Annotated in this window: 17 protein-coding genes; 7 read left to right on the top strand and 10 right to left on the bottom strand. The window is 45.7% G+C overall.

Features of this window, described 5'->3' with window-relative positions; genetic code table 11:
- From VIM91_RS09600 to VIM91_RS09585, 4 genes are all read right to left on the bottom strand, one after another.
- Window positions 1-686: HAD-IC family P-type ATPase (locus VIM91_RS09600; protein ID WP_331864605.1), on the bottom strand; the 686-nt coding region annotated here is incomplete at its 3' end.
- Between the two features lie 18 nt (window positions 687-704).
- Entirely contained in the window at window positions 705-1,157 is a 453-nt protein-coding gene (locus VIM91_RS09595) for a hypothetical protein (RefSeq protein WP_331864604.1), read from the bottom strand.
- Window positions 1,154-2,011 carry a bifunctional DNA-formamidopyrimidine glycosylase/DNA-(apurinic or apyrimidinic site) lyase gene (gene mutM / locus VIM91_RS09590; protein ID WP_331864603.1) on the bottom strand — a complete coding sequence of 286 codons (858 nt, stop codon included), beginning with the start codon at window positions 2,009-2,011 and terminating at the stop codon, window positions 1,154-1,156. The genes VIM91_RS09595 and mutM overlap by 4 nt, the downstream gene beginning before the upstream one ends.
- 1 nt (window position 2,012) lies before the next feature.
- Window positions 2,013-2,870 (bottom strand): TIGR01777 family oxidoreductase, encoded by an 858-nt coding sequence (locus VIM91_RS09585; RefSeq protein WP_331864602.1) that lies wholly within the window; start codon window positions 2,868-2,870, stop codon window positions 2,013-2,015.
- A gap of 91 nt (window positions 2,871-2,961) precedes the next feature.
- Between VIM91_RS09585 and folM the strand changes: the two genes are divergently transcribed.
- Window positions 2,962-3,666, top strand: coding sequence for a dihydromonapterin reductase (gene folM, locus VIM91_RS09580; protein WP_331864601.1), 705 nt, complete (start codon window positions 2,962-2,964; stop codon window positions 3,664-3,666).
- On the opposite strand, the gene ggt is transcribed toward folM, so the two are convergent.
- Window positions 3,663-5,339: a gamma-glutamyltransferase gene (ggt, locus tag VIM91_RS09575; protein WP_331864600.1), complete on the bottom strand. Its 1,677-nt coding sequence runs from the start codon at window positions 5,337-5,339 to the stop codon at window positions 3,663-3,665. The two genes, folM and ggt, sit on opposite strands and share 4 nt — an antisense overlap.
- A 224-nt stretch (window positions 5,340-5,563) precedes the next feature.
- On the opposite strand from ggt, the gene VIM91_RS09570 reads away from it, so the two are divergent.
- The 4 genes from VIM91_RS09570 (at window position 5,564) to VIM91_RS09555 (ending at window position 10,946) form a co-directional block, all read left to right on the top strand.
- The gene (locus VIM91_RS09570) at window positions 5,564-7,408 is read left to right on the top strand and encodes a GGDEF domain-containing protein (RefSeq protein ID WP_331864599.1); all 1,845 of its coding nucleotides are present in this window, start codon (window positions 5,564-5,566) and stop codon (window positions 7,406-7,408) included.
- Between the two features lie 136 nt (window positions 7,409-7,544).
- A complete protein-coding gene (gcvH, locus tag VIM91_RS09565; RefSeq protein ID WP_331864598.1) occupies window positions 7,545-7,931 on the top strand; it encodes a glycine cleavage system protein GcvH in 387 nt (128 codons plus the stop codon).
- The gene (locus VIM91_RS09560; RefSeq protein ID WP_331864597.1) at window positions 7,924-9,123 is read left to right on the top strand and encodes a class I SAM-dependent rRNA methyltransferase; all 1,200 of its coding nucleotides are present in this window, start codon (window positions 7,924-7,926) and stop codon (window positions 9,121-9,123) included. Before gcvH ends, VIM91_RS09560 begins: the two co-directional genes overlap by 8 nt.
- Complete coding sequence (locus VIM91_RS09555) at window positions 9,117-10,946, top strand: diguanylate cyclase (RefSeq protein WP_331864596.1); 1,830 nt, start codon at window positions 9,117-9,119, stop codon at window positions 10,944-10,946. The genes VIM91_RS09560 and VIM91_RS09555 overlap by 7 nt, the downstream gene beginning before the upstream one ends.
- 45 nt (window positions 10,947-10,991) lie before the next feature.
- On the opposite strand, the gene VIM91_RS09550 is transcribed toward VIM91_RS09555, so the two are convergent.
- From VIM91_RS09550 to VIM91_RS09535, 4 genes are all read right to left on the bottom strand, one after another.
- Window positions 10,992-12,362, bottom strand: a complete 1,371-nt coding sequence (locus tag VIM91_RS09550) for an NAD-dependent succinate-semialdehyde dehydrogenase (RefSeq protein WP_331864595.1) — start codon at window positions 12,360-12,362, stop codon at window positions 10,992-10,994.
- Window positions 12,363-12,397: 35 nt separating this feature from the next.
- Window positions 12,398-13,729: a dihydroorotase gene (locus VIM91_RS09545; protein WP_331864594.1), complete on the bottom strand. Its 1,332-nt coding sequence runs from the start codon at window positions 13,727-13,729 to the stop codon at window positions 12,398-12,400.
- 109 nt (window positions 13,730-13,838) lie between these two features.
- Window positions 13,839-16,469 carry a methyl-accepting chemotaxis protein gene (locus VIM91_RS09540; protein WP_331864593.1) on the bottom strand — a complete coding sequence of 877 codons (2,631 nt, stop codon included), beginning with the start codon at window positions 16,467-16,469 and terminating at the stop codon, window positions 13,839-13,841.
- Between the two features lie 151 nt (window positions 16,470-16,620).
- Window positions 16,621-17,301, bottom strand: coding sequence for a YggS family pyridoxal phosphate-dependent enzyme (locus tag VIM91_RS09535; protein ID WP_331864592.1), 681 nt, complete (start codon window positions 17,299-17,301; stop codon window positions 16,621-16,623).
- Between the two features lie 178 nt (window positions 17,302-17,479).
- Here VIM91_RS09535 and ppk2 point away from each other — a divergent pair, with 178 nt between their 5' ends.
- Complete coding sequence (ppk2, locus tag VIM91_RS09530) at window positions 17,480-18,274, top strand: polyphosphate kinase 2 (protein WP_331864591.1); 795 nt, start codon at window positions 17,480-17,482, stop codon at window positions 18,272-18,274.
- 38 nt (window positions 18,275-18,312) lie between these two features.
- The gene (locus VIM91_RS09525) at window positions 18,313-18,543 is read left to right on the top strand and encodes a hypothetical protein (RefSeq protein WP_331864590.1); all 231 of its coding nucleotides are present in this window, start codon (window positions 18,313-18,315) and stop codon (window positions 18,541-18,543) included.
- On the opposite strand, the gene VIM91_RS09520 is transcribed toward VIM91_RS09525, so the two are convergent.
- Window positions 18,540-19,226: a hypothetical protein gene (locus VIM91_RS09520; protein WP_331864589.1), complete on the bottom strand. Its 687-nt coding sequence runs from the start codon at window positions 19,224-19,226 to the stop codon at window positions 18,540-18,542. The genes VIM91_RS09525 and VIM91_RS09520 overlap by 4 nt on opposite strands.
- Window positions 19,227-19,228: the final 2 nt, after the last annotated feature.

The following is a 19,228-nucleotide window of genomic DNA, read 5'->3' as shown; positions in this document are numbered from 1 at the left end:
ACAATCGCAGTAGCATAACCGTGGGTTACCGATGTGCTCATAAAACACATATTGATTTGATCGGCCAATATCAAATTGGCTTCTGTTAAAGCTTGGGTGTTTTTCCTAACAGGGTCAGACTCACCGGTGAGCGCCGATTCATCTATTTGAAGTTGAACCGTTTCGACTAAACGGGCATCCGCAGGAATAATCGTGCCGGTTTCGAGTTTAATTAAATCCCCCGGCACTAAATCAGCGGCGGCCAAGTTTTGCCATTCACCATCTCGCTTCACCCAGCATTTTGGGGCGGCCATATCACGCAAGGCATCCATGGAACGTTGCGCTTTAAACTCTTGCATAAAGCTGATGGTGGCATTGATTAAGATGATGGCGGTAATTGCAAAGGCGTCAACATAATGCTGAATATAAAAGGACAACAAGGCACCGAAAAATAACACAATTAATAAAGGGTTTTTGAGTTGGCGCAAGAAGAGTGGAATGACCGCTACCCCATGAGTTTCATTGAGCTGGTTTGGGCCATATTGGGCGAGACGATTTTCGGCATCCTGCTGGCTTAATCCTAGCAATGAATCCGTGTCAAAATGCTGACTTACCTGGTCGATATCCTGTGTAAAAAACGCAGAAGATTTAATTTGATCGGACTTGGATGACTCGGCGGGCATTGAATCGTGATTTGCTAAGCTCATGCTGACCTCTAATGGACATTAACGATGTTGAGTAACCAGTTTAAAGGGAATTTGCAACCGGGTTCCATCGGCCTGTTCAAGTAACAGACTCACTTGCCATTCCATTACTTCATTGGTGCAAAAAGCCAGCATCGAACGACCAGTAAAATGGCCAGGTTTTTCTGGGTCGGCTGTTAGGGTAACGCGGTTGTATCCCATATACATATTGATGCCTGAAATATCCAACTCCAGCATGTTTGTATCTATATGTTGAAGTTGAACCTCAACCTGAAATGGCTTGGCTAGAGGAATGGGCTGAGGTTGAATGCTAAGACTCGCGCTTGCATCGCCTTGTGTTGCGTGACAGGTTTGTTGATGCAGATCACAATCTTCAACTAATGGCCAAGATTCGATGTCAGGTTTATTTTGACAAGCACTTAATAGTCCCAGGCTGACAAGCCCGGCTAATAGAGTGGGGATGGTATATCTCATTTTGAATCCCTCGGCGGTTTATGCGCAGGTTTTTTAGGCAAGGGTTGGCAGTTTGGGCAAGTATAGCTTGCACGTTGAAAATGAACCGCACGTTCGATCAACGAACCGCAATGAATACAAGCTTGATCCGCCCGACCATACACAAATAATTTTTGTACGAAGTACCCTGGACGGCCACTCGGGCTAAGAAAATCCTTTAAGGTTGTGCCGCCTTGTTCAATTGCGGCACTTAATACTTGGCGTATCTGCCTGACTAAGGTCTCACACTCTAATTTGGTCAAATCTTTAGCCGGTTTTAGCGGGTGTAGGCCACTTAAAAACAAGGCTTCATTTGCATAAATATTGCCGACACCGACCAGTTGCTGACTGTTCATAATAAACGATTTAATTGCCGTGTTGCGCGCGCGTGTCGCCTGCCATAAATAGTTTGAATTAAAGGCATCCGATAAAGGTTCTGGCCCTAGTTTTTTGAGCAGAGGATGATCTTCAATCGGTTGGTCTGTCCATAACCAAGCGCCAAAACGTCGGGTGTCTTGATATCGTAAAGTGCTTCCATCCTCAAACACTAGGTCAATATGGTCATGTTTTTGTGGCGGGCTGGGTTGTGATAAGACGCGCAAATGACCAGACATCCCCAAATGAATCAAAATATGCCCCGGTTCGGTTTTAAGCAACAAGTATTTTCCACGGCGTTTAACTGACTCAATCACCAGGCCTGGTAGTAAGCTTTTGAGTTCAGTTGGAACTGGCCAGCGCAGTTGTGCTTGGCGGATTTCAATGCCAAGGATAGGCTTATGGCAAATTTGGTTTTCGATACCACGTTTGGTGGTTTCAACCTCTGGCAATTCGGGCATCTTAACGTCTCAATATTTGGGTGAGAGCCGACTGAGCATCAGGGTATTGAAACTTAAAGCCCAGCTTTTCAAGTCGTGTTGGGATCACACAGCTGCTGTGAGTCAGCACTTGTGCACTTTCACCAAATAGCCAGTTGAGTAATTTTTCCGGCATAGGCAAGCCAAACGGGCGCCGCAATACTTTCGCCAAAGTGCGACCAAATTCTTTTTGGCTAAGGGGGTGCGGTGCGGTGACATTGATTGCCCCCTGATGCTCAGGGTGTTGGATCGCCCAACGAAAAGCGGCCACTACATCATCAATATGTACCCAGCTGAAACACTGTTCACCCGTTACTATCGGACCTCCAAGTCCGAGTCGAAACGCGGGTAACATTTTTTTTAATGCGCCACCATCTTTACCCAAGACTACGCCAAACCGCATGATAAGCGGTTGGGGGGTGAGCTTTTGGCTGGCGCGCTCCCAAGCCTGGCCTAATTCACCGAGAAAACTTTCATCCACTTGTTCGCAAGACTCATCCACTGGCTGACCACATGGACGTTGTGGGTAAATGCCAATGGCCGATATTGCAATCACTTGTTTTGGAGGCGTTTCCAGTTTGGCGAGAGCTTGCGCTAGCAGCTCAGTTGTATCAATTCGGCTGGTAAATAAGCTTTGCTTGTAGGCTTCATTCCAGCGTTGACCAATATTAGCCCCGGACATTTGAATCACGATATCTTGCGCTTTGAGCAATTGGGTTAAGTTTTCAATGCAGTTATAAGCGCTACGCCCCATTTGAATCACGTTGTGCCCATCATCGCGCAGGGCTTTGGCTAAATGGCGGCCTATAAATCCAGTGCCACCAAGAATGAGTAGATTCATGCTGTCTCCCTTAGTCCTAGCCAAACACTTTGGTTGATCGGCTAGGTGATGAATTCGGTATACTTAGTTTAACGATGTTAAAAGGTAGCTTATGAAACTTAAAAATGCAATTTTGATTACCGGTGCAGGCCAAAGAGTTGGGTTGCATTTAGCTAAGCAATTTCTATTAGAAAAAGATTATCCAGTAATTTTTAGTTTTCGCAATCCTAAACCGGGGGTCGAAGAGTTAATAAATCTGGGTGCACATGCAATCCAAGCGGATTTTAACCAAGCAGAAGAGCGTGCCGCTTTTATTGATGCGGTAAAGGAAAGAGCGCAGAGCTTGCGAGCGGTTATTCATAACGCGTCAGTCTGGCTGGATGATGGCGTCGAAAATAGTTTTGAGCAGCAATGGCAAGTGCATGTCAACACACCCTATCAACTTAACCGAGCTTTTAGCGCGTTGTTGCGCGCGAGCGATAGTGAATTAAAAGACATTATTTCTTTAACTGATGCCGGTATTGAAAGGGGGTCTGCCAACCAGATTGGTTACTGTGCTTCAAAAGCCGCCTTGCAAAATATGACGCGTTCATTTGCAAAAGCGTTTGCGCCAGATATAAAAGTGAATGATATTGCTCCGGGACTGATTATGTTTAACCAGCAAGATGACGCCAACTACCGAGAAAAGCGTCTACAAAAATCCTTGCTGGGTATTGAGCCAGGGCCCCAGGTTATTTATGAGGCGGTAAGTTATTTGATGCATAGTCCATACACGACCGCCACCACGCTGACTCTTGATGGCGGTTGTCGCGATTAAGGTTGGGTTTTCCAAATACGACTTTCACCCCGTCCACGACTGTCTGAGGCAGCCTCTAACTCACCATATTTAGAGCGGCTTATGAATTGTAGATCGCCAAAAAAAGGTCGCTGGGATAACTTATAACCTTGATTGGTTAGTGCTTGAATCGTGTTGGCCTCTAAAGAGGGGTGGTAGCCAATTTCATCTTTTGGCCAAAGCTGATGATGCACACGCGCGGCATCGACAGCTTGTTGCGCGCTCATGTCAAACTCAACATTGTTTACCAGTGCCTGGAAAACACTGGTGATAATGGTTGAGCCGCCTGGTGTGCCAATCACTTTAGATACCCTGCCATCACGTAATAAAATGGTGGGTGTCATGGAAGATAGCATGCGTTTATTGGGTGCAATCGCATTGGCTTTGCCACCAATTACGCCAAATATATTGGGCACGCCGGGTTTGGCTGAAAAGTCATCCATTTCATCGTTCATTAAAAAGCCGGCACCTTCAATCACAACACCACTGCCAAACGGCATATTTAAAGTGGTGGTATTTGAAACGGCATTGCCTTGGGCATCCAAAATTGAAAAATGGGTGGTTTGTTCGCTTTCCACCAGGCCTGGTTTTATTTCAGGTGTCGGCGAAATGCGAATAGGATCAACTTCTAAAGCGCGTTTGGCTAAATAATCGACTGCAATTAACTGATCGGTTGGAACCTGGTGAAAGTCAGGGTCACCTAAGTATTCGGCGCGGTCAGCATATACGCGTTTTTTAATTTCGGCGAGCAGATGAATATAGCTCGCACTGTTGTGATACAAGCCCTCAAACTCATGCGCTAGCTCAGCTTTCATTTTTAAGAGTTGAATCAACGCGATCCCACCCGAGCTAGGTGGCGGCGCGGAATAAACATCATAACCCTGCCAACGCGTTTGTACTGGCTCTCGCCATTTGACTTGGTAGTTAGCCAAATCCGTTAAGTTAATTAACCCTTGGTTTGCCTGCATTTGCTTTACTATCAACTGGGCGGTTTCGCCTCGATAAAACTCATCCGCACCCTGTTGAGCGATGCGTTTGAGTGTATTGGCTAACTCGGGTTGTTTGAATAGTTGATTGGCCTCAAGATCGCCAAAATACGCTATAAAATTTAGGTCGTCGGCTTTTTCATAAGCCCAATTTTGATACCAGTTTGCCGTTTCAGCTAATTTCGGGTGTACTTTAAAACCTTTTTCGGCGAGTTCGATGGCTGGCTCAATTAATTCGGACCAACTGAGTTGGCCATAAGCTTGGTGGGCTTGCCATAGTCCCATTACGCTGCCTGGAACGCCTGATGCTTGGTAACCCACCAGCGATTTATGCGGAATGACTTTGCCATCTTCATCCAGGTAAAGGTCTTTGTGGGCGGCTTGGGGGGCGGTTTCACGGTAGTCTAGAAAACGAGTTTGGCCTTGTGCATGAATCAGCATAAAACCGCCACCGCCTAAGTTTCCCGCTTCGGGGTAGGTCACCGCTAGGCTAAAAGATGCGGCCACCGCGGCATCAATGGCATTGCCGCCTTTTTCTAAAACAGCTTGAGCGACCTCAGCCGAATAACTATCCGGCATGGCTAGTGCGGCACGTGAATCAGCATAGGCCGCTTGGCTCAAAACTAAAACGCAGTAGCCGATAACTATCCATAACTTTCTTAAAAACATGCCAAGCCTCAGTTAATTAAATGTGCAGGATTTTATAGTACCTATTTTTGGTGACATTGCCAGCTTGGTATAAAACCAGGTGATATTATGCCGTTCTTATCTTACCAGGCCTGGTGTTATAGTAAAAACTTTGAGCACTATTAGTATATTTGATAGGTAATTCTATTTATTTAGGTTCAAAATGAGACAGGTCTAATCAATCAAACGGATCAAATGGACGTGTAATGAAACAAGTTCTGCAGAGGTATCGATGGTTGGTGATGTTATTTAGTGTCATGATCTTTCTGGTCATTTTGCTAAAGGCTTGGTTTTACCAGCAAGAAAGTGAATCACTTCGCCATGCAGTCTACAGTGCATATAAACAAGATGTTCAAGCGCAAGTGAATGCCTTAATCAGTGAGCAGAAAAGTGCCTCCTTAGCCTTAGCCCTGATGCTGGCGGAAAATCCGAAGGTTCAAACACTCCTCAGCTTAGGTTGTTGCGAGTATACGGCCGGCCTCGCCAATATGGCGCAACGCATACAGGCCAAAACCCTAAATAATGATATTTGGCTCCATGTGATTAATCGTGATGCGATTAGTATGGAGCGAAGTTGGACAAGCCGTAGAGGCGATTCATTAGTTGGCATTCGCACCGACCTTGAGCATCTAATCAATAATCCAAATGAAGCACCAACCACCACCGTGAGTACCGGTCTATTTTCCATGACCTTTAAGTCAATGGTGCCAGTATTTGATGGGGAAAAACTATTAGGTGTGGCGGAGGTTGTGTCTCAGTTTCAGCCTTTAGTTGATCGTTTAAATATTGAGAATACGCGCTCGTTGGTCTTAGCCGACAAGCGTCATAGAACCAAGTTGATCCTTCCAAGCAACGATCAGTTTATTGATGACTATTATGTGGTGAATAGTCACGGTGCCGATGAATTGGCAGAGCTGGTTAAGTTAATTGGGGTAGAGAAGCTAGTGAATGATGAGTTTTTTGTCTACCAAAATCAATTGGTTATCACGCACATACCCATTTTTGATGCGTTTGGCGAGATAGAAGGCCACTGGTTGACGGCGAAGGCATTAGACGCGATAAACTTTGACGATGTGAACGCGTTATTAAACCGCTATCTGGTGGTTTCTTTTATTGTTGTGGTGATGTTGGTTTTATTAGCCTTTATCTTTTTAAGCCGTCAGCAGATTTCTTTGCAACGTAATTATTATCGAGACATCATTGATTCGGCATCGGATATTCTGTTTGTAACGGATATGAAACAAACCCTCGATGCCAATAAGCATTTCTTTGATTTTTTTAATGAATTTGAAGATTTAAAAGCCTTTCATCAGCGTTATAAACGAGTTTGTGACATGTTTGAACCTGGTGAGGGTTTATTGCAGCCTGAAATGAATGGAATCTTTTGGATTCAGCATGTTCTGAATCATCCGGCCGACTCACACGTGGCAAAAATCACCAAGGCTGGGCGCACATATTATTTTGCAGTAAAAATTCAACCGCTGACTGAAGCCTTATTTGGCCAGTTTACGGTGGCGATGCATGATATTACCGAGTTGGTAGAGGCTCAGCAACAGTTGGCTCATCTATCGCAAACGGATGAGCTGACAGGTATAAATAATCGACTGTTTTTTAATAAGGGGCTCAGTCAAGAATTGGTTCGGTTTAGACGCTATCAGGCACCGATGTGTTTATTAATGCTGGATGTGGATTATTTTAAAAACATTAATGATGAAAACGGCCATGATGTGGGCGATGCGGTTTTGCAAGAGTTAGCCAAGGTGATTCAAAGCGGTTTGCGCGGATCCGATTTGCTGTGTCGTTATGGGGGCGAAGAATTTGTGATTATGCTGCTAAATACGCAAATGGAGGATGCCAAGGAGATTACAGAACGCCTGCATGCGCTGGTCGCCAGTTACAAATTTAATGCTATTCCGGGGCAAACCTTAACCTGTAGTTTCGGCTTAACCTGTTTTCAACCAAATGACACAGAAAACTCTGTGCTCAAGCGAGCCGATCAAGCACTTTATGAGGCGAAAAACGCCGGGCGCAACCAAGTGAAGTACGCATAATTTGTGTTTATTCAATTCAAAAAGATGGTTCGCTAAAGCCTGCTAACGGCGCGGTCCTCTCTGCGAAAATATTGCTGTTTTTTCTGAGGCAGTGGTATTATGTTGACCTTAATTAATCCTATTGATGGAGACCAGAATGAGCGTATTACCCGGTCACTTAAAGTATGCCGAAAGTCACGAGTGGGCCTATTTGGATGAAGATGGTTTGGTCGTGGTGGGCATTACAGATTTTGCCCAAGAGGCTTTGGGCGATATTGTGGCGGTCAACTTTCCAGAAGTGGGCGCGGATGTCAGTGAAGGTGATGATGTTTTAATGATCGAGTCGGTTAAAACGGCCTCTGATATTCACGCACCAGTGAGTGGCGAAATCGTCGCCATTAATGAAGCCTTAGAAGACGCGCCAGAAATGATTAATGATGAGCCTTATGATGGCGGTTGGTTGATCAAAATTGCACCGCATGACGAGTCTGAACTGGCTGATTTAATGGATGCAGAAGAATACCAGGCGGAAATTGATGGCTGATTTAGCAAGTTTACGCTTAAAGAAAAATGAAGACCGACGCATTAAACAAGGTCATATTTGGGTATTCAGCAACGAAGTCGATACCCAGGCGACGCCGTTAAAATCGTTTGAAGCTGGTCAGCAGGTGGTGGTGGAAGCCAGTAATGGCAAGCCACTGGGCTTGGCTTATGTGAACCCCAACACCTTGATTTGTGCTCGTGTATTTACGCGTGATGTTAAACATCAGCTGGGTTTAACCTTCTTCAAAAAACGTTTACAGCAAGCCCAAGCCATACGTGAAGCAACTTATAACGAGCCTTATTATCGTTTAGCGTTTGGGGAGAGTGATGGACTACCAGGCCTGGTAATTGATCGCTTTAACGATGTATTTGTGGTGCAAATTGGCACCGCCGGTATGGAAGCGGTAAAAGACGATATTCTTCAGGTGTTAATTAATCTCTATCACCCGCGTGCGGTGGTATGGCGCAACGATATGGCGAGCCGTGAACTAGAAGGTTTGCCACGTTACCAAGAATTGGCCTATGGCGAATTGCCCGAACAAGTTACGCTGATCGAAAATGGCGCGAAATTTGTGGTACCGGTATTGGGTGGCCAAAAAACCGGTTGGTTTTATGATCACCGATCCGCTCGTGCACGCATGGCACAAATGGTGGAAGGTAAACGTGTATTGGATGTATTCAGTTATTTAGGTGGCTGGGGTATTCAAGCCGCGTTAGCTGGCGCCGAATCGGTGGCTTGTGTGGATGCTTCGGAAGCCGCGCTGGATGGTGTGCATGTGAATGCCGAATTGAATGGTGTGGCGGATAAAGTCACCAGTTACCAAGGTAATGCGTTTGAAGTGATGACCGCCTTAATTGGTCAAGCCGAAAAATTTGATGTGGTGATTGTTGATCCACCCGCGTTTGTAAAACGTAAGAAAGATTTAAAATCCGGCTCAGAAGGCTATCGTCGAGTTAATGAGTTAGCCATGCGCTTGCTCTCGCCTAATGGTATTTTGATTTCCGCTTCTTGTTCCCATCATATGAGCCGGGATGCATTGTTGAATCAAATTCAAGTGGCCGCGAGTCATATAGATCGTTCGGTTCAAGTCTTTGATCAAGCCTATCAAGCGCCTGATCATCCAATTCATCCTGCAATTATTGAAACCCAATACCTCAAAACGTTTTTCTGCCGAGTGATGTCAAAGTGGTAATCCCGCAAATCCTCAATGCCCCCACGACTTTTGCTGAAGAAGAGTTGCTTCAGCCTTGGTTTGCGGCATTATTTGCGAATTCGCCGGTTGCTTTATTTGTGTTTGATAATAATGGCAAATTGGTCGATTGTAATGATCGGTTTGTGACCTTATTAGGCTCGTCAAAAGAGCAGTTAATGGGCATTGACATGCTGAGTTTGCCAGACCAGCGAGTAAGTGAAGGCGTTGCCAAGGTTTTAAAAGGCCAGATTGCTCATTTAGAGATCGAATATCAGTCGATTACCTCTGGTAAATCTGTGCCAGTTTCGGCCATGTTTTGTCCTGTGAGAGCGCCAGATCGGCATATTAAAGGTGGTTTAGGCGTGGTAGAAGATTTGTCTGGTCAGCGACAAGCTGATACAGAGTCTGCACGCCAGTTAGCCTTTGAGAAACTAGTCGCAAAAATATCTAAACGTTTGGTCAGTACCGCCGCCGATCATCAGCTGGATGAAGCGGTTCAACTAACATTAAGCGAAATTGGGCAGTTTTTTGAAGTTGATCGTTGTTACATCTTTCAGTACGACCCAGATGCGCCCACTATTTCTAATACGTTTGAATGGTGCTCTGCAGGCACATCTGTGCAAATTCATAATTTACAGCATGTTGATATGTCACAGCTGCCTTGGATGGAGTCGCAATTAGATCAGCAACACATTGTGCATATTCCAGACGTCGCTCATTTAGATGATAGCTTGCGCGCTGAGCGTGAAATGTTGCGTGAACAAGGTATTCAATCGCTATTAATGATCCCAATGGTTGAGCATGCCCAAACCATCGGTTTTTTAGGCATAGATGCCGTTCATAGCCGTTATTATTGGCCAAATGAAAAAATTATTTTGTTACAAATCGTGGCTGAAACGGTCACCAATGCGTTATCGCGGCGTAGCTATCAACGCACGTTGAAAAAAGTAAATGATCAATATCAGCAGTTTTCATCTCAAGTGCCACTGGGTTTATATACCTTTCGTTTAACTCAGTCGAATCAAGCTTGTTTTGATTATTGTAATGATCAATTTTTACAGATGAATGGCGTGACTCAGCGAGAAGACTTGCTGGACTTCAAACATGTCCATCCTGATGATCTAGCTGAGCTCAAAAAACGTCAAGACATGGCCAGGCAGCAGCATAAAGCCTTCGTCTGGGAAGGGCGCTATGTTTTAGACGGCGTACTTCATTGGATGCATATTGAAGATAACGATCCAGAGAAAGATGAAAATGGTGACTGGATATGGAATGGTTATCAGCAAGATATTACGGATCGTAAACGACTAGAGCAACAACTTAAAGAGTTGGCAACAATTGATGATATGACGCAAGTATGGAATCGGCGTTATTTCTTAAAAGCAGCTGAAGAAGAGTTTGAGCGTGCACAACGTTACAAGGATGTCTTTAGTTTTCTAATGATTGATGCGGACCATTTTAAAGCCGTTAACGATAATTACAGCCATGCAGCCGGTGATTTGGTGTTGGTGAACTTAGCTAAGGTTATGTCCGACTCGGTTCGCAAAGTCGATTATGTCGGGCGCCTAGGGGGCGAGGAATTCGCCATTTTATTACCCAGCACACCTGAAACCGAGGCTCGTTTACTCGCAGAGCGTATTCGCGAAGCGGTTGAAAAGCATCCGGCCGATTATAATGGTCAAAACCTATCCATTACGATTAGTATTGGAGTCAGCAGCTATCGAACCGCCGACCAAGACTTGGACCAGCTTATTCAGCGCGCCGATAAAGCCTTATATGAAGCCAAAAATCAAGGCCGCAACCGAGTTGTTACTGCCCCTTAATTTGTTGAAGGATAACCCACCAGGCCTGGCGGTTATCAAGCAAGTCTACTTAATCCAAATAGATTTAACGTTCACAAATTCACGAATACCGTGATAAGACAATTCGCGGCCATAACCTGAGTTTTTCACCCCACCAAATGGTAAACGCGGATCTGACTTGCTAATGCCATTGACATAGCTAGCGCCCGCTTCAAGGTTGCGAGCAATGGTTTCAGCGGTTGCAATATCTCGGCTCCATACTGAGCCAGATAAACCAAAATCGGTTGCGTTGGCTAAACCTGTTGCATGCGCCGGTTCAGATGCTTTTAGCACAATCGCCACGGGTCCAAAAAATTCATCACTAAAGGCGGGCATATTACTCGAAATATTCGTCAGAATCGTCGGTGCGTAATAACTGCCAGGGCGCTCAATTTGTTGACCGCCGGTAATGATTTTAGCGCCGAGTTCAACCGACTCTGTGACTTGCTTATGCAATTCATCTAATAGGTCTTGGCGAGCCATTGGGCAAAGAGTGGTGTGCGGATCCATTGGATCCCCTGCGACAAACTTAGCTTCAACGGCTTGTTTAAACTGCTCCACAAACTGATCAAAAATGTTTTGATCTACAATAAAACGCTTGGCGGCAATACAGCTTTGCCCCATGTTTAAGAATCGACTGGTGACCGCGCCTTCAATCGCCAATTTGATATCCGCATCATCCAGCACAATAAACGCGTCCGAACCACCCAGTTCTAGTACGGTTTTCTTGAGTTCGGAGCCGGCGATGGCGGCGACTTTGCGTCCGGCCGGCTCACTGCCAGTCAAGGTGACGGCACGCACATAACGATTGCGAATTACGCTTTCCACCTTATCGGCACCGATCATAAGGTTGGTAAAAACCGAATCTGGGAAGCCCGCTTCTAAAAATACCTTTTCGATCGCCTGGGCGCATTGCGGCACATTGGATGCGTGTTTTAACACGGCGATGTTTCCCGCCACTAAAGCTGGAGCAGCAAACCGAAATACTTGCCAGAAAGGGAAGTTCCAGGGCATGACTGCCAGCACCACACCCATAGGCTGATAACAAATTAAGCTTTTGCTGGCATCGGTTTCAATGATTTCATCGGCCAAAAAATCAGGGCCTTTGTCGGCATAAAATTCGCAGACCCAGACGCATTTATCAATTTCCGCTTGCGCTTCTTTAATCGATTTGCCCATTTCCAGTGTAATTAAACGCGCCAAATCGCTTTTTTGATTTTTTAACACCTCCGCGGCGCGTTGCATTAAAGCGCAACGCTCAGCCATCGAAGTGCGTTGAGCCCAGTCGGCAAATTTTTGGCCCGCTCTTTTGATCGCTAAATCAAGTGTGTCTTGATCCCAGCTATCATATTGCGCTAACAATTCACCGGTTGCCGGATTTCTGGATTCGAGTGCCATAAGCAAAGCTCCTTAATAAACCTGTATTGAATGACTTAACGGTTGAATGTTAAACGCTGCCCGGGTTTAAATGCCGCGAATTGGCCTTGGTCATACATTAACTCACCATTAATAAAGGTTTTAATAATGCTGGATTTAAATGTGTGACCTTCCCAAGGTGACCACTGACATTTGTATAGGTTGTGGGCTTTATCATCGGTATGGGGTTTATTGAGATCAACTAGTACCAGATCCGCCCAATAGCCTTCGCGAATAAAACCACGGTCGGCAATTTGATATAACCGAGCGACGTTGTGTGAAAAACGATCCACAATCAACTCAAGACTAAATACACCTTGATGATAAAGGTCTAACAGCACGCTTAGTGATTGTTGCACTTGCGGCAAACCGGCTGGTGCTTTGAAATAGCTGTTCTGCTTTTCTTCCCAAGTGTGAGGTGCGTGGTCTGTGGCAATGACATCAATGCGACTTTCGATCAGAGCTTGGCGAATGGCATCGCGATCAGACTGTGTTTTAACCGCTGGATTGCACTTGATTAAACTGCCATGCTTTTCATAATCTTGGTCGTTAAACCACAAATGATGTACACAAGCTTCGGCGGTAATTTTTTTGGATTCGACCGGGCCTGGTTCAAACAAAGCTAATTCATCGGCGGTGGTAATGTGTAATACATGCAAGCGTGCGCCGGTCTCCTTGGCCAGTTCTACCGCCATGGACGAAGATTTATAACAGGCCTCATGACAACGGATGAGGGGATGAGCGCTCATCGGCACGTCTTCGCCATAACGCTCGCGGTAGAGCGCCTCTTGCTCCTTAATCATAGGGGTATCTTCGCAATGAGTGGCGATCAAGATCGGGCTTTGACGAAAAATATTACGCAAAGCGGTTTCACGATCGACCAGCATATTGCCTGTGGAAGATCCCATAAAAATTTTAACGCCACACACGTTTAATGGATTGACCCGCGCAACTTCGTCGGCGTTGTCATTGGTGGCACCCAAGTAAAACGAGTAGTTCGCCCAGGATTTCTGCGCGCCTAACGCATACTTGGCTTCGAGTGTTTCTAAGCTAATAGTGGGTGGGTTCACGTTGGGCATTTCCATATAGGAGGTAATGCCCCCGGCAATTGCGGCGCGTGATTCAGTGGCGATGTCGCCCTTGGCCACCAGGCCTGGTTCACGAAAGTGGACTTGATCATCAATCATGCCCGGCATCAGATGTAAGCCTTCTGCGTTAATCACTTGATCTGCAACACAATCGATTTGCGGCGCGATTTGGGCAATTCGGCCTTGTTCAATTAACAGATCGACAACCTGTTGTTGTCCTTCGTTTACCATCGTGGCTTGTTTGATCAGTGTGCGCGACATACAACCTTCCTTGTTTGAGTTTCGTTTATTTTACAAGAGGAATTTTGTTTGGTGGAAATAAAAACGCCCTGGCGAAGCAGGGCGTATAGTTTCACGGTGAAAGCCGAACTTAGAACTCAGCCCACTCATCACCTTCGGATGATTTCGCCGGTTGTTTGGCTAATGGCATCGCTGGTTTATTTTGGCCGGAAGTCGCAGCGGGTTTATCCTGCTCCACTTCCTTATTTTCTGCAGGGGCTGTGGGCTGAGTCGGCTGATCCTTTGAGGCGCTTTTTGGCTTCGCCAATTTAGGAACGCTAGCCGGTTTAGCCAAGCTGGCTTTATGCGATTTGGTTTTAAAGCGACTCATGTCATCACGTAACACTTGTGCTTGTTCATTCAAGCTTTCAGCGGCGGCGCTGGTTTCTTCTACCAAGGCCGCATTTTGCTGGGTGCCGCTGTCGATTTGCGCAATCGCTTTATTTACCTGCGAAATACCTTCAGCCTGCTCAGTCGAGGCTTGTGCAATTTGCTCGATCATGCCAGAGACATCTTCTACTGATCCCATAATTTGAGATAGTACTTCGCCTGACTCGGTTGCAAGTTTGGTGCCTTGATCAATACGACCCACGCTTTCATCAATTAAGTTTTTGATGTCTTTAGCGGCCTCAGCTGACTTTTGTGCCAAAGCACGAACTTCACCAGCTACTACGGCAAAGCCGCGGCCGTGATCGCCGGCTCGAGCGGCTTCAACAGCGGCATTTAATGCCAGTAGATTGGTTTGGAAGGCAATGCCGTCAATCAGTGTGACAATCTCACTGATTTTGTGGCTAGACTCTTGAATTGAGCTCATGGCTTCAATTGTATCGGCCATGACTTTATTGCCTTGCTCGGCTTTGCCTTGGACATCGTGCGCGACTTCGGCGGCGCGTTTGGCGTGGTCGTTCGTGTTTTGTACTGCGCTGTTCATTTGCTCCATGGTCGCCGAGGTTTCTTCAACCGACGCAGCTTGCTGTTGAACGCGATCACTTAAATCCATTGCACCGCGAGATACTTCATCTGCGGCATTGGTGACTTGGCTAGAGACCTCAATGGCATCGGTAACAATTTTGTTTAATTGATCACTTGAAGCGTTAATGGCGCGTTTTAATTCGTCCAACTCACCTTGATACTCACCTTGAATGGTCTGACTCAAATCACCTTGCGCTTGCGCCGCCATGATTTGATTGATTTCTTTAATCGCCGACTCTAATGCGCTTAAAGATTCATTCACATGGTTTTTAAGTGTTAAGAGTTCGCCGCTGGCTTGTGCTTCTACGCGCAAGCTGAACTGGCCTTGTTGCATGCCTGATAAGGTTTGGTTGATTTCGACCATCACGGTTTCCATCGACTGCAACGCGCCTTCGACTAGAGCTCGGAAACTCGGTGCGACTTTTTGATCCATGCGCACGTTAAATTGACCGTCTTTGAGAGCCTGCATGACTTTAGAAAGTTCGTCCATCATAAAGGACACGCTCTTGGCAGAGGCATTGACGCCTTCTTTTAGTGTGCGTAGGTCGCCGCGATATTCGCCTTGCATAGACTGATTGAAATCGCCATTCGCAATCGCTGACACGGTTTGGTTGGCTTCGTTAAGCGCTTGGTTAATTTGGTGCAGTAAAGAAGCGAAAGCTCGGGTCATAGCCCCTACTTCATCTTGCGCTTTACTGTCGAGCTGCGTGTCAATTTTGCCCGATTGTTCCACCTCACGAATCACATTCAAAATAGACTGTATTGGTTTGGTGATGATGCTCTTACTGGCATGCCACAAAAACAGCATTAAGGCGACAATCAAACCAATAATCAACATAAACATAATGAATATGACATTGTTTACGCCTTGCATCGCATTCACCATGTCAGGGTGCGACATGTCCATCCCGATCAAGTAATAACCAATGGTGTTGCCATCGCTGCTTTTGATTGGTGCGGTAGAAATTACCTTGTCGTTGGTAATGGTGAAGTCTTCTGCGACTAAACTGTCAATATCTAAGCCGTCAAACCAAGCACTAGACTGGTTAAACCAGGTTTGGTGGGCAAGGTTGTAGGAGCCAAGTTTGGGGTTGTCTGCGCCTTTTGCCCAACGTTTTAGACCGGTTTGGTTGATCAGCGCGACCATGTAAGCGCCGTCTTCAGCCATTTGATCAACAATGGTGCCTAAACCGGTTCGAATGTCTAATATCCCTACGATATCTGAATCTGAGTTAGGTGCCATAACGGGCACAGAGGCAGTAATAAATAAACCGACACCGGATAAGTCGATGCTGGCGCTACTGTGTTGGCGGCCACGCAATAGATCTGAAAAGTCGCGCGGCGCTTTTTTGCCAATGGCCGGGTCAGGTAAGGGTTTAAATGAACGGACAAAAATTTTGTTATCGCGGTCAAAGGCAACAAAGGATAGGTTGTTGTAATCGGTTGAACGTTTGAAATCCGCCGCGACCTTGGTGGTGATGTCATGCAGACCTTGATGGTCTCGATTTAAAAAGAACTGCCCCATGTTAGGATTGCCCGCCACAATGCCTTGTACCGTATTTAAGGTCGCGCCTACTTTAGAGTTAATAAACATTAACGATTGTTCGCGTTTTTCTAACGCAAGGTTTTCAGCAGTGGTGTATTGAAGATCGGATGACGACTTGAATACCATGCCTAATCCAATCACCAGGCCTGCTGCGCTGACCAGCAGCATTCGAAAGAGTAGTTTGGCGGAAATGCTATTTAACATTGTAGAGCTCCTAGTATTATCTTATTCTTATATACTTATTTTTACGATGTGATGGTTCGTATGTTTGTTAGTGGCGCTAATATACAGTCTGACCCGAAATTTTCAACCTAATTTGTTAAATTGAGGCATAAGCAATTATTCTTTAAAGCGCTTATTTACGCTGACCAAATAGGTCGGTGCCAATACGTACCAGTGTGCTGCCTTCGGCAATGGCGGCCTCTAAATCACTGGACATGCCCATGGATAAGGTATCGAAGTGGGGCGTGTTTAATGTGGTTTTAAGTTGTTGATATAGATTAAACATGTGTGCCAGCGCCACACGTTGCTGATCAAATGTGGTTTCGGCTTTGGGGATCGCCATTAAGCCTCGTAACATAAGATTGGGCAAATTCATCACTTGTTCGACTTGCTCCAATAGTTCTTGCGGATGGAAGCCTGATTTAGTGGGCTCTTGGCTAATATTAACTTGCAATAAAATATTGAGTGGCGCTCGATCTGCTGGTCGCTGACTGCTTAGACGTTGCGCAATTTTGAGTCGATCAACACTGTGTACCCAATTGAAATGCTCTGCAATGGGTTTGGTTTTATTGGATTGAATTGGGCCAATAAAATGCCACTCTAAATCTGGGCGTTGCGCGATTTTATCCAAGGATTCTTGCAGGTAGTTTTCACCAAACGCCGTTTGGCCAAGTTCCGCTAACGCATTAATGGCTTCAATCGGTTTGGTTTTACTTACGGCCAACAATTTTACTGAACCCGCAGGGCGTTTAAATTCTTGCTCAGCGCGGCGAATGCGATTTAGGACTTGAGTTAAGTTTGCTTGATAATCCATGGTACGAGCCTTTTCAGTGTGTTTTAAATAACATTTTAGCAAACCCATCTGAAGTTGATGATAAATAGGTTTGTCATCTATTTCCGTGTTTTAAAAAGCGCGTCATCCTCACTAACTGGCGGTTTGTATTTAAATGGGTGTAGTATTTATCTAGTTGTTTAGAGACAAAGGAGAATCTGTGAAACCGGTTAAATCAAGTGAAAGTAATTATCCTTATGATGAAAAACTGCCACGTGAGGAGTACGAAGAAACCAAGCGCGCATTACAAATTGAGCTGTTAAAAATGCAGCGTTGGGTTAAAGAAAATGATGAACGTATTGTCATGGTGTTCGAAGGGCGAGACGCGGCCGGTAAGGGCGGCACGATCAAACGCATTATGGAGCATCTAAACCCGCGTGGTGCTCGTGTCGTGGCATTGGATAAACCGAGTGAGCGTGAAAAAGGTCAGTGGTATTTTCAACGTTACTTGGAGCATATGCCAACCGCTGGTGAAATCGTGTTGTTTGACCGCTCTTGGTATAACCGGGCCGGTGTTGAGCGTGTTATGGGCTTTTGCACGCCACAACAATACACTCAGTTTATGCATCAGGCACCTGAAGTCGAACGTATGTTGGTCGCGGATCAAGTGCGTTTGATGAAGTTTTGGTTTTCGGTGGGGCGCAAAGAACAATTACGACGTTTTAATGCGCGTAAAAAAGACCCACTAAAACAATGGAAACTCAGCCCGATGGATTTGGCTTCACTGGATCGTTGGGAAGACTACACCAAGGCAAAAGAAGACATGTTTTTCTATACCAATACCGCTGAAGCGCCTTGGACCGTGGTTAAATCAAATGATAAGAAACGTGCGCGTTTGGCTTGTATGCGATATATATTGCAAAGCCTACCCTATGAGGGGAAAAATGAGGCGATCGTTGGTCAGCCAGATCCGCTTATTTTAAGTAGTGGTGACGACATATTTCAAGGCGATTAACCTTTTTATAAAGCGCCAGTTAGAACAAGGACAAAATGATGAGTGTGCAAATTAAAGGTCATGCGGCCCAGGTTGTTGAACATTTCAAAGCGATGCTGGACGACCAGCAAATCGCTAGTTTGGCGGATGAGCATTTCGATGAGCTGGAAACCTTAATTGAAGCTTCGCTGAGCGTGGTTTATTCGCAAGCACAACATGACTTTGCGAAAGAGTTAGAACTCTTAGCGCATAAGTTACGCAAAGGCTCAAGCCACATTAGCGAGCATTAGTTTAAAGTGTTAGTCAGAATTGGCTGCAGTTGGAAGTTGATATTTGGGTAGGCTTGACTTAGTTTTAAGCAGGCCTGGTATTGCGGATCGGGCAAAAACCCATAAACCGACCAGGCCTGCTGATGATAAGCCTGCAACCAGGCCTGGTATAGATCAGCTATCCCACCTTCGAGCGAGCCGGGCAAACCTGAGTCGGAAGCCAGCCGATTGGCAATGCCCCAGTCTTCGAGTAGCGGTGCAGCGCCAATGGCTTCCGCGTTAATATTGACTAAAAATTTGGCTGGTTTCGCCTGAAACATAAAGTCGTGTTGGGCATGTAATAAAGCCATCATCGGGGCTTTGGGTTTCAGGCTTTGTTGCCAGCGTTTAGCCGCATCAAATACTGATGCTTGGCTAAGCTCTGAGCCAAGCCAAACTTGCGAAGTCTGTGGATCGAAGTTGAATGGATAGGGCATGACTTCTAGGTTAAAGCTTTGGTTTGGTTGCAAACCTCGCCAATCCGTTTGGCTCAAAAGGGTTAAATACAAGGTTTGTTTTTGAAACAACCAGGCCTGGTGGTCTTGGTAGAGAAAACGCGTGCCTACGCCTAACACGCTATACTGGCTCAGTTCAATTTGAATCAACCAAAATCCATTCTTTTGAACTTGTTGACCGATAAAAATGGCGTCGAGTTGGCTACGCATTC

This window comes from Thiomicrospira sp., from assembly GCF_036568485.1.
In the GTDB taxonomy this organism is placed as follows: domain Bacteria; phylum Pseudomonadota; class Gammaproteobacteria; order Thiomicrospirales; family Thiomicrospiraceae; genus Thiomicrospira.
Note: the sequence above shows the minus strand (reverse complement) of the source record. Positions and strands in the feature narration are given on the sequence as shown.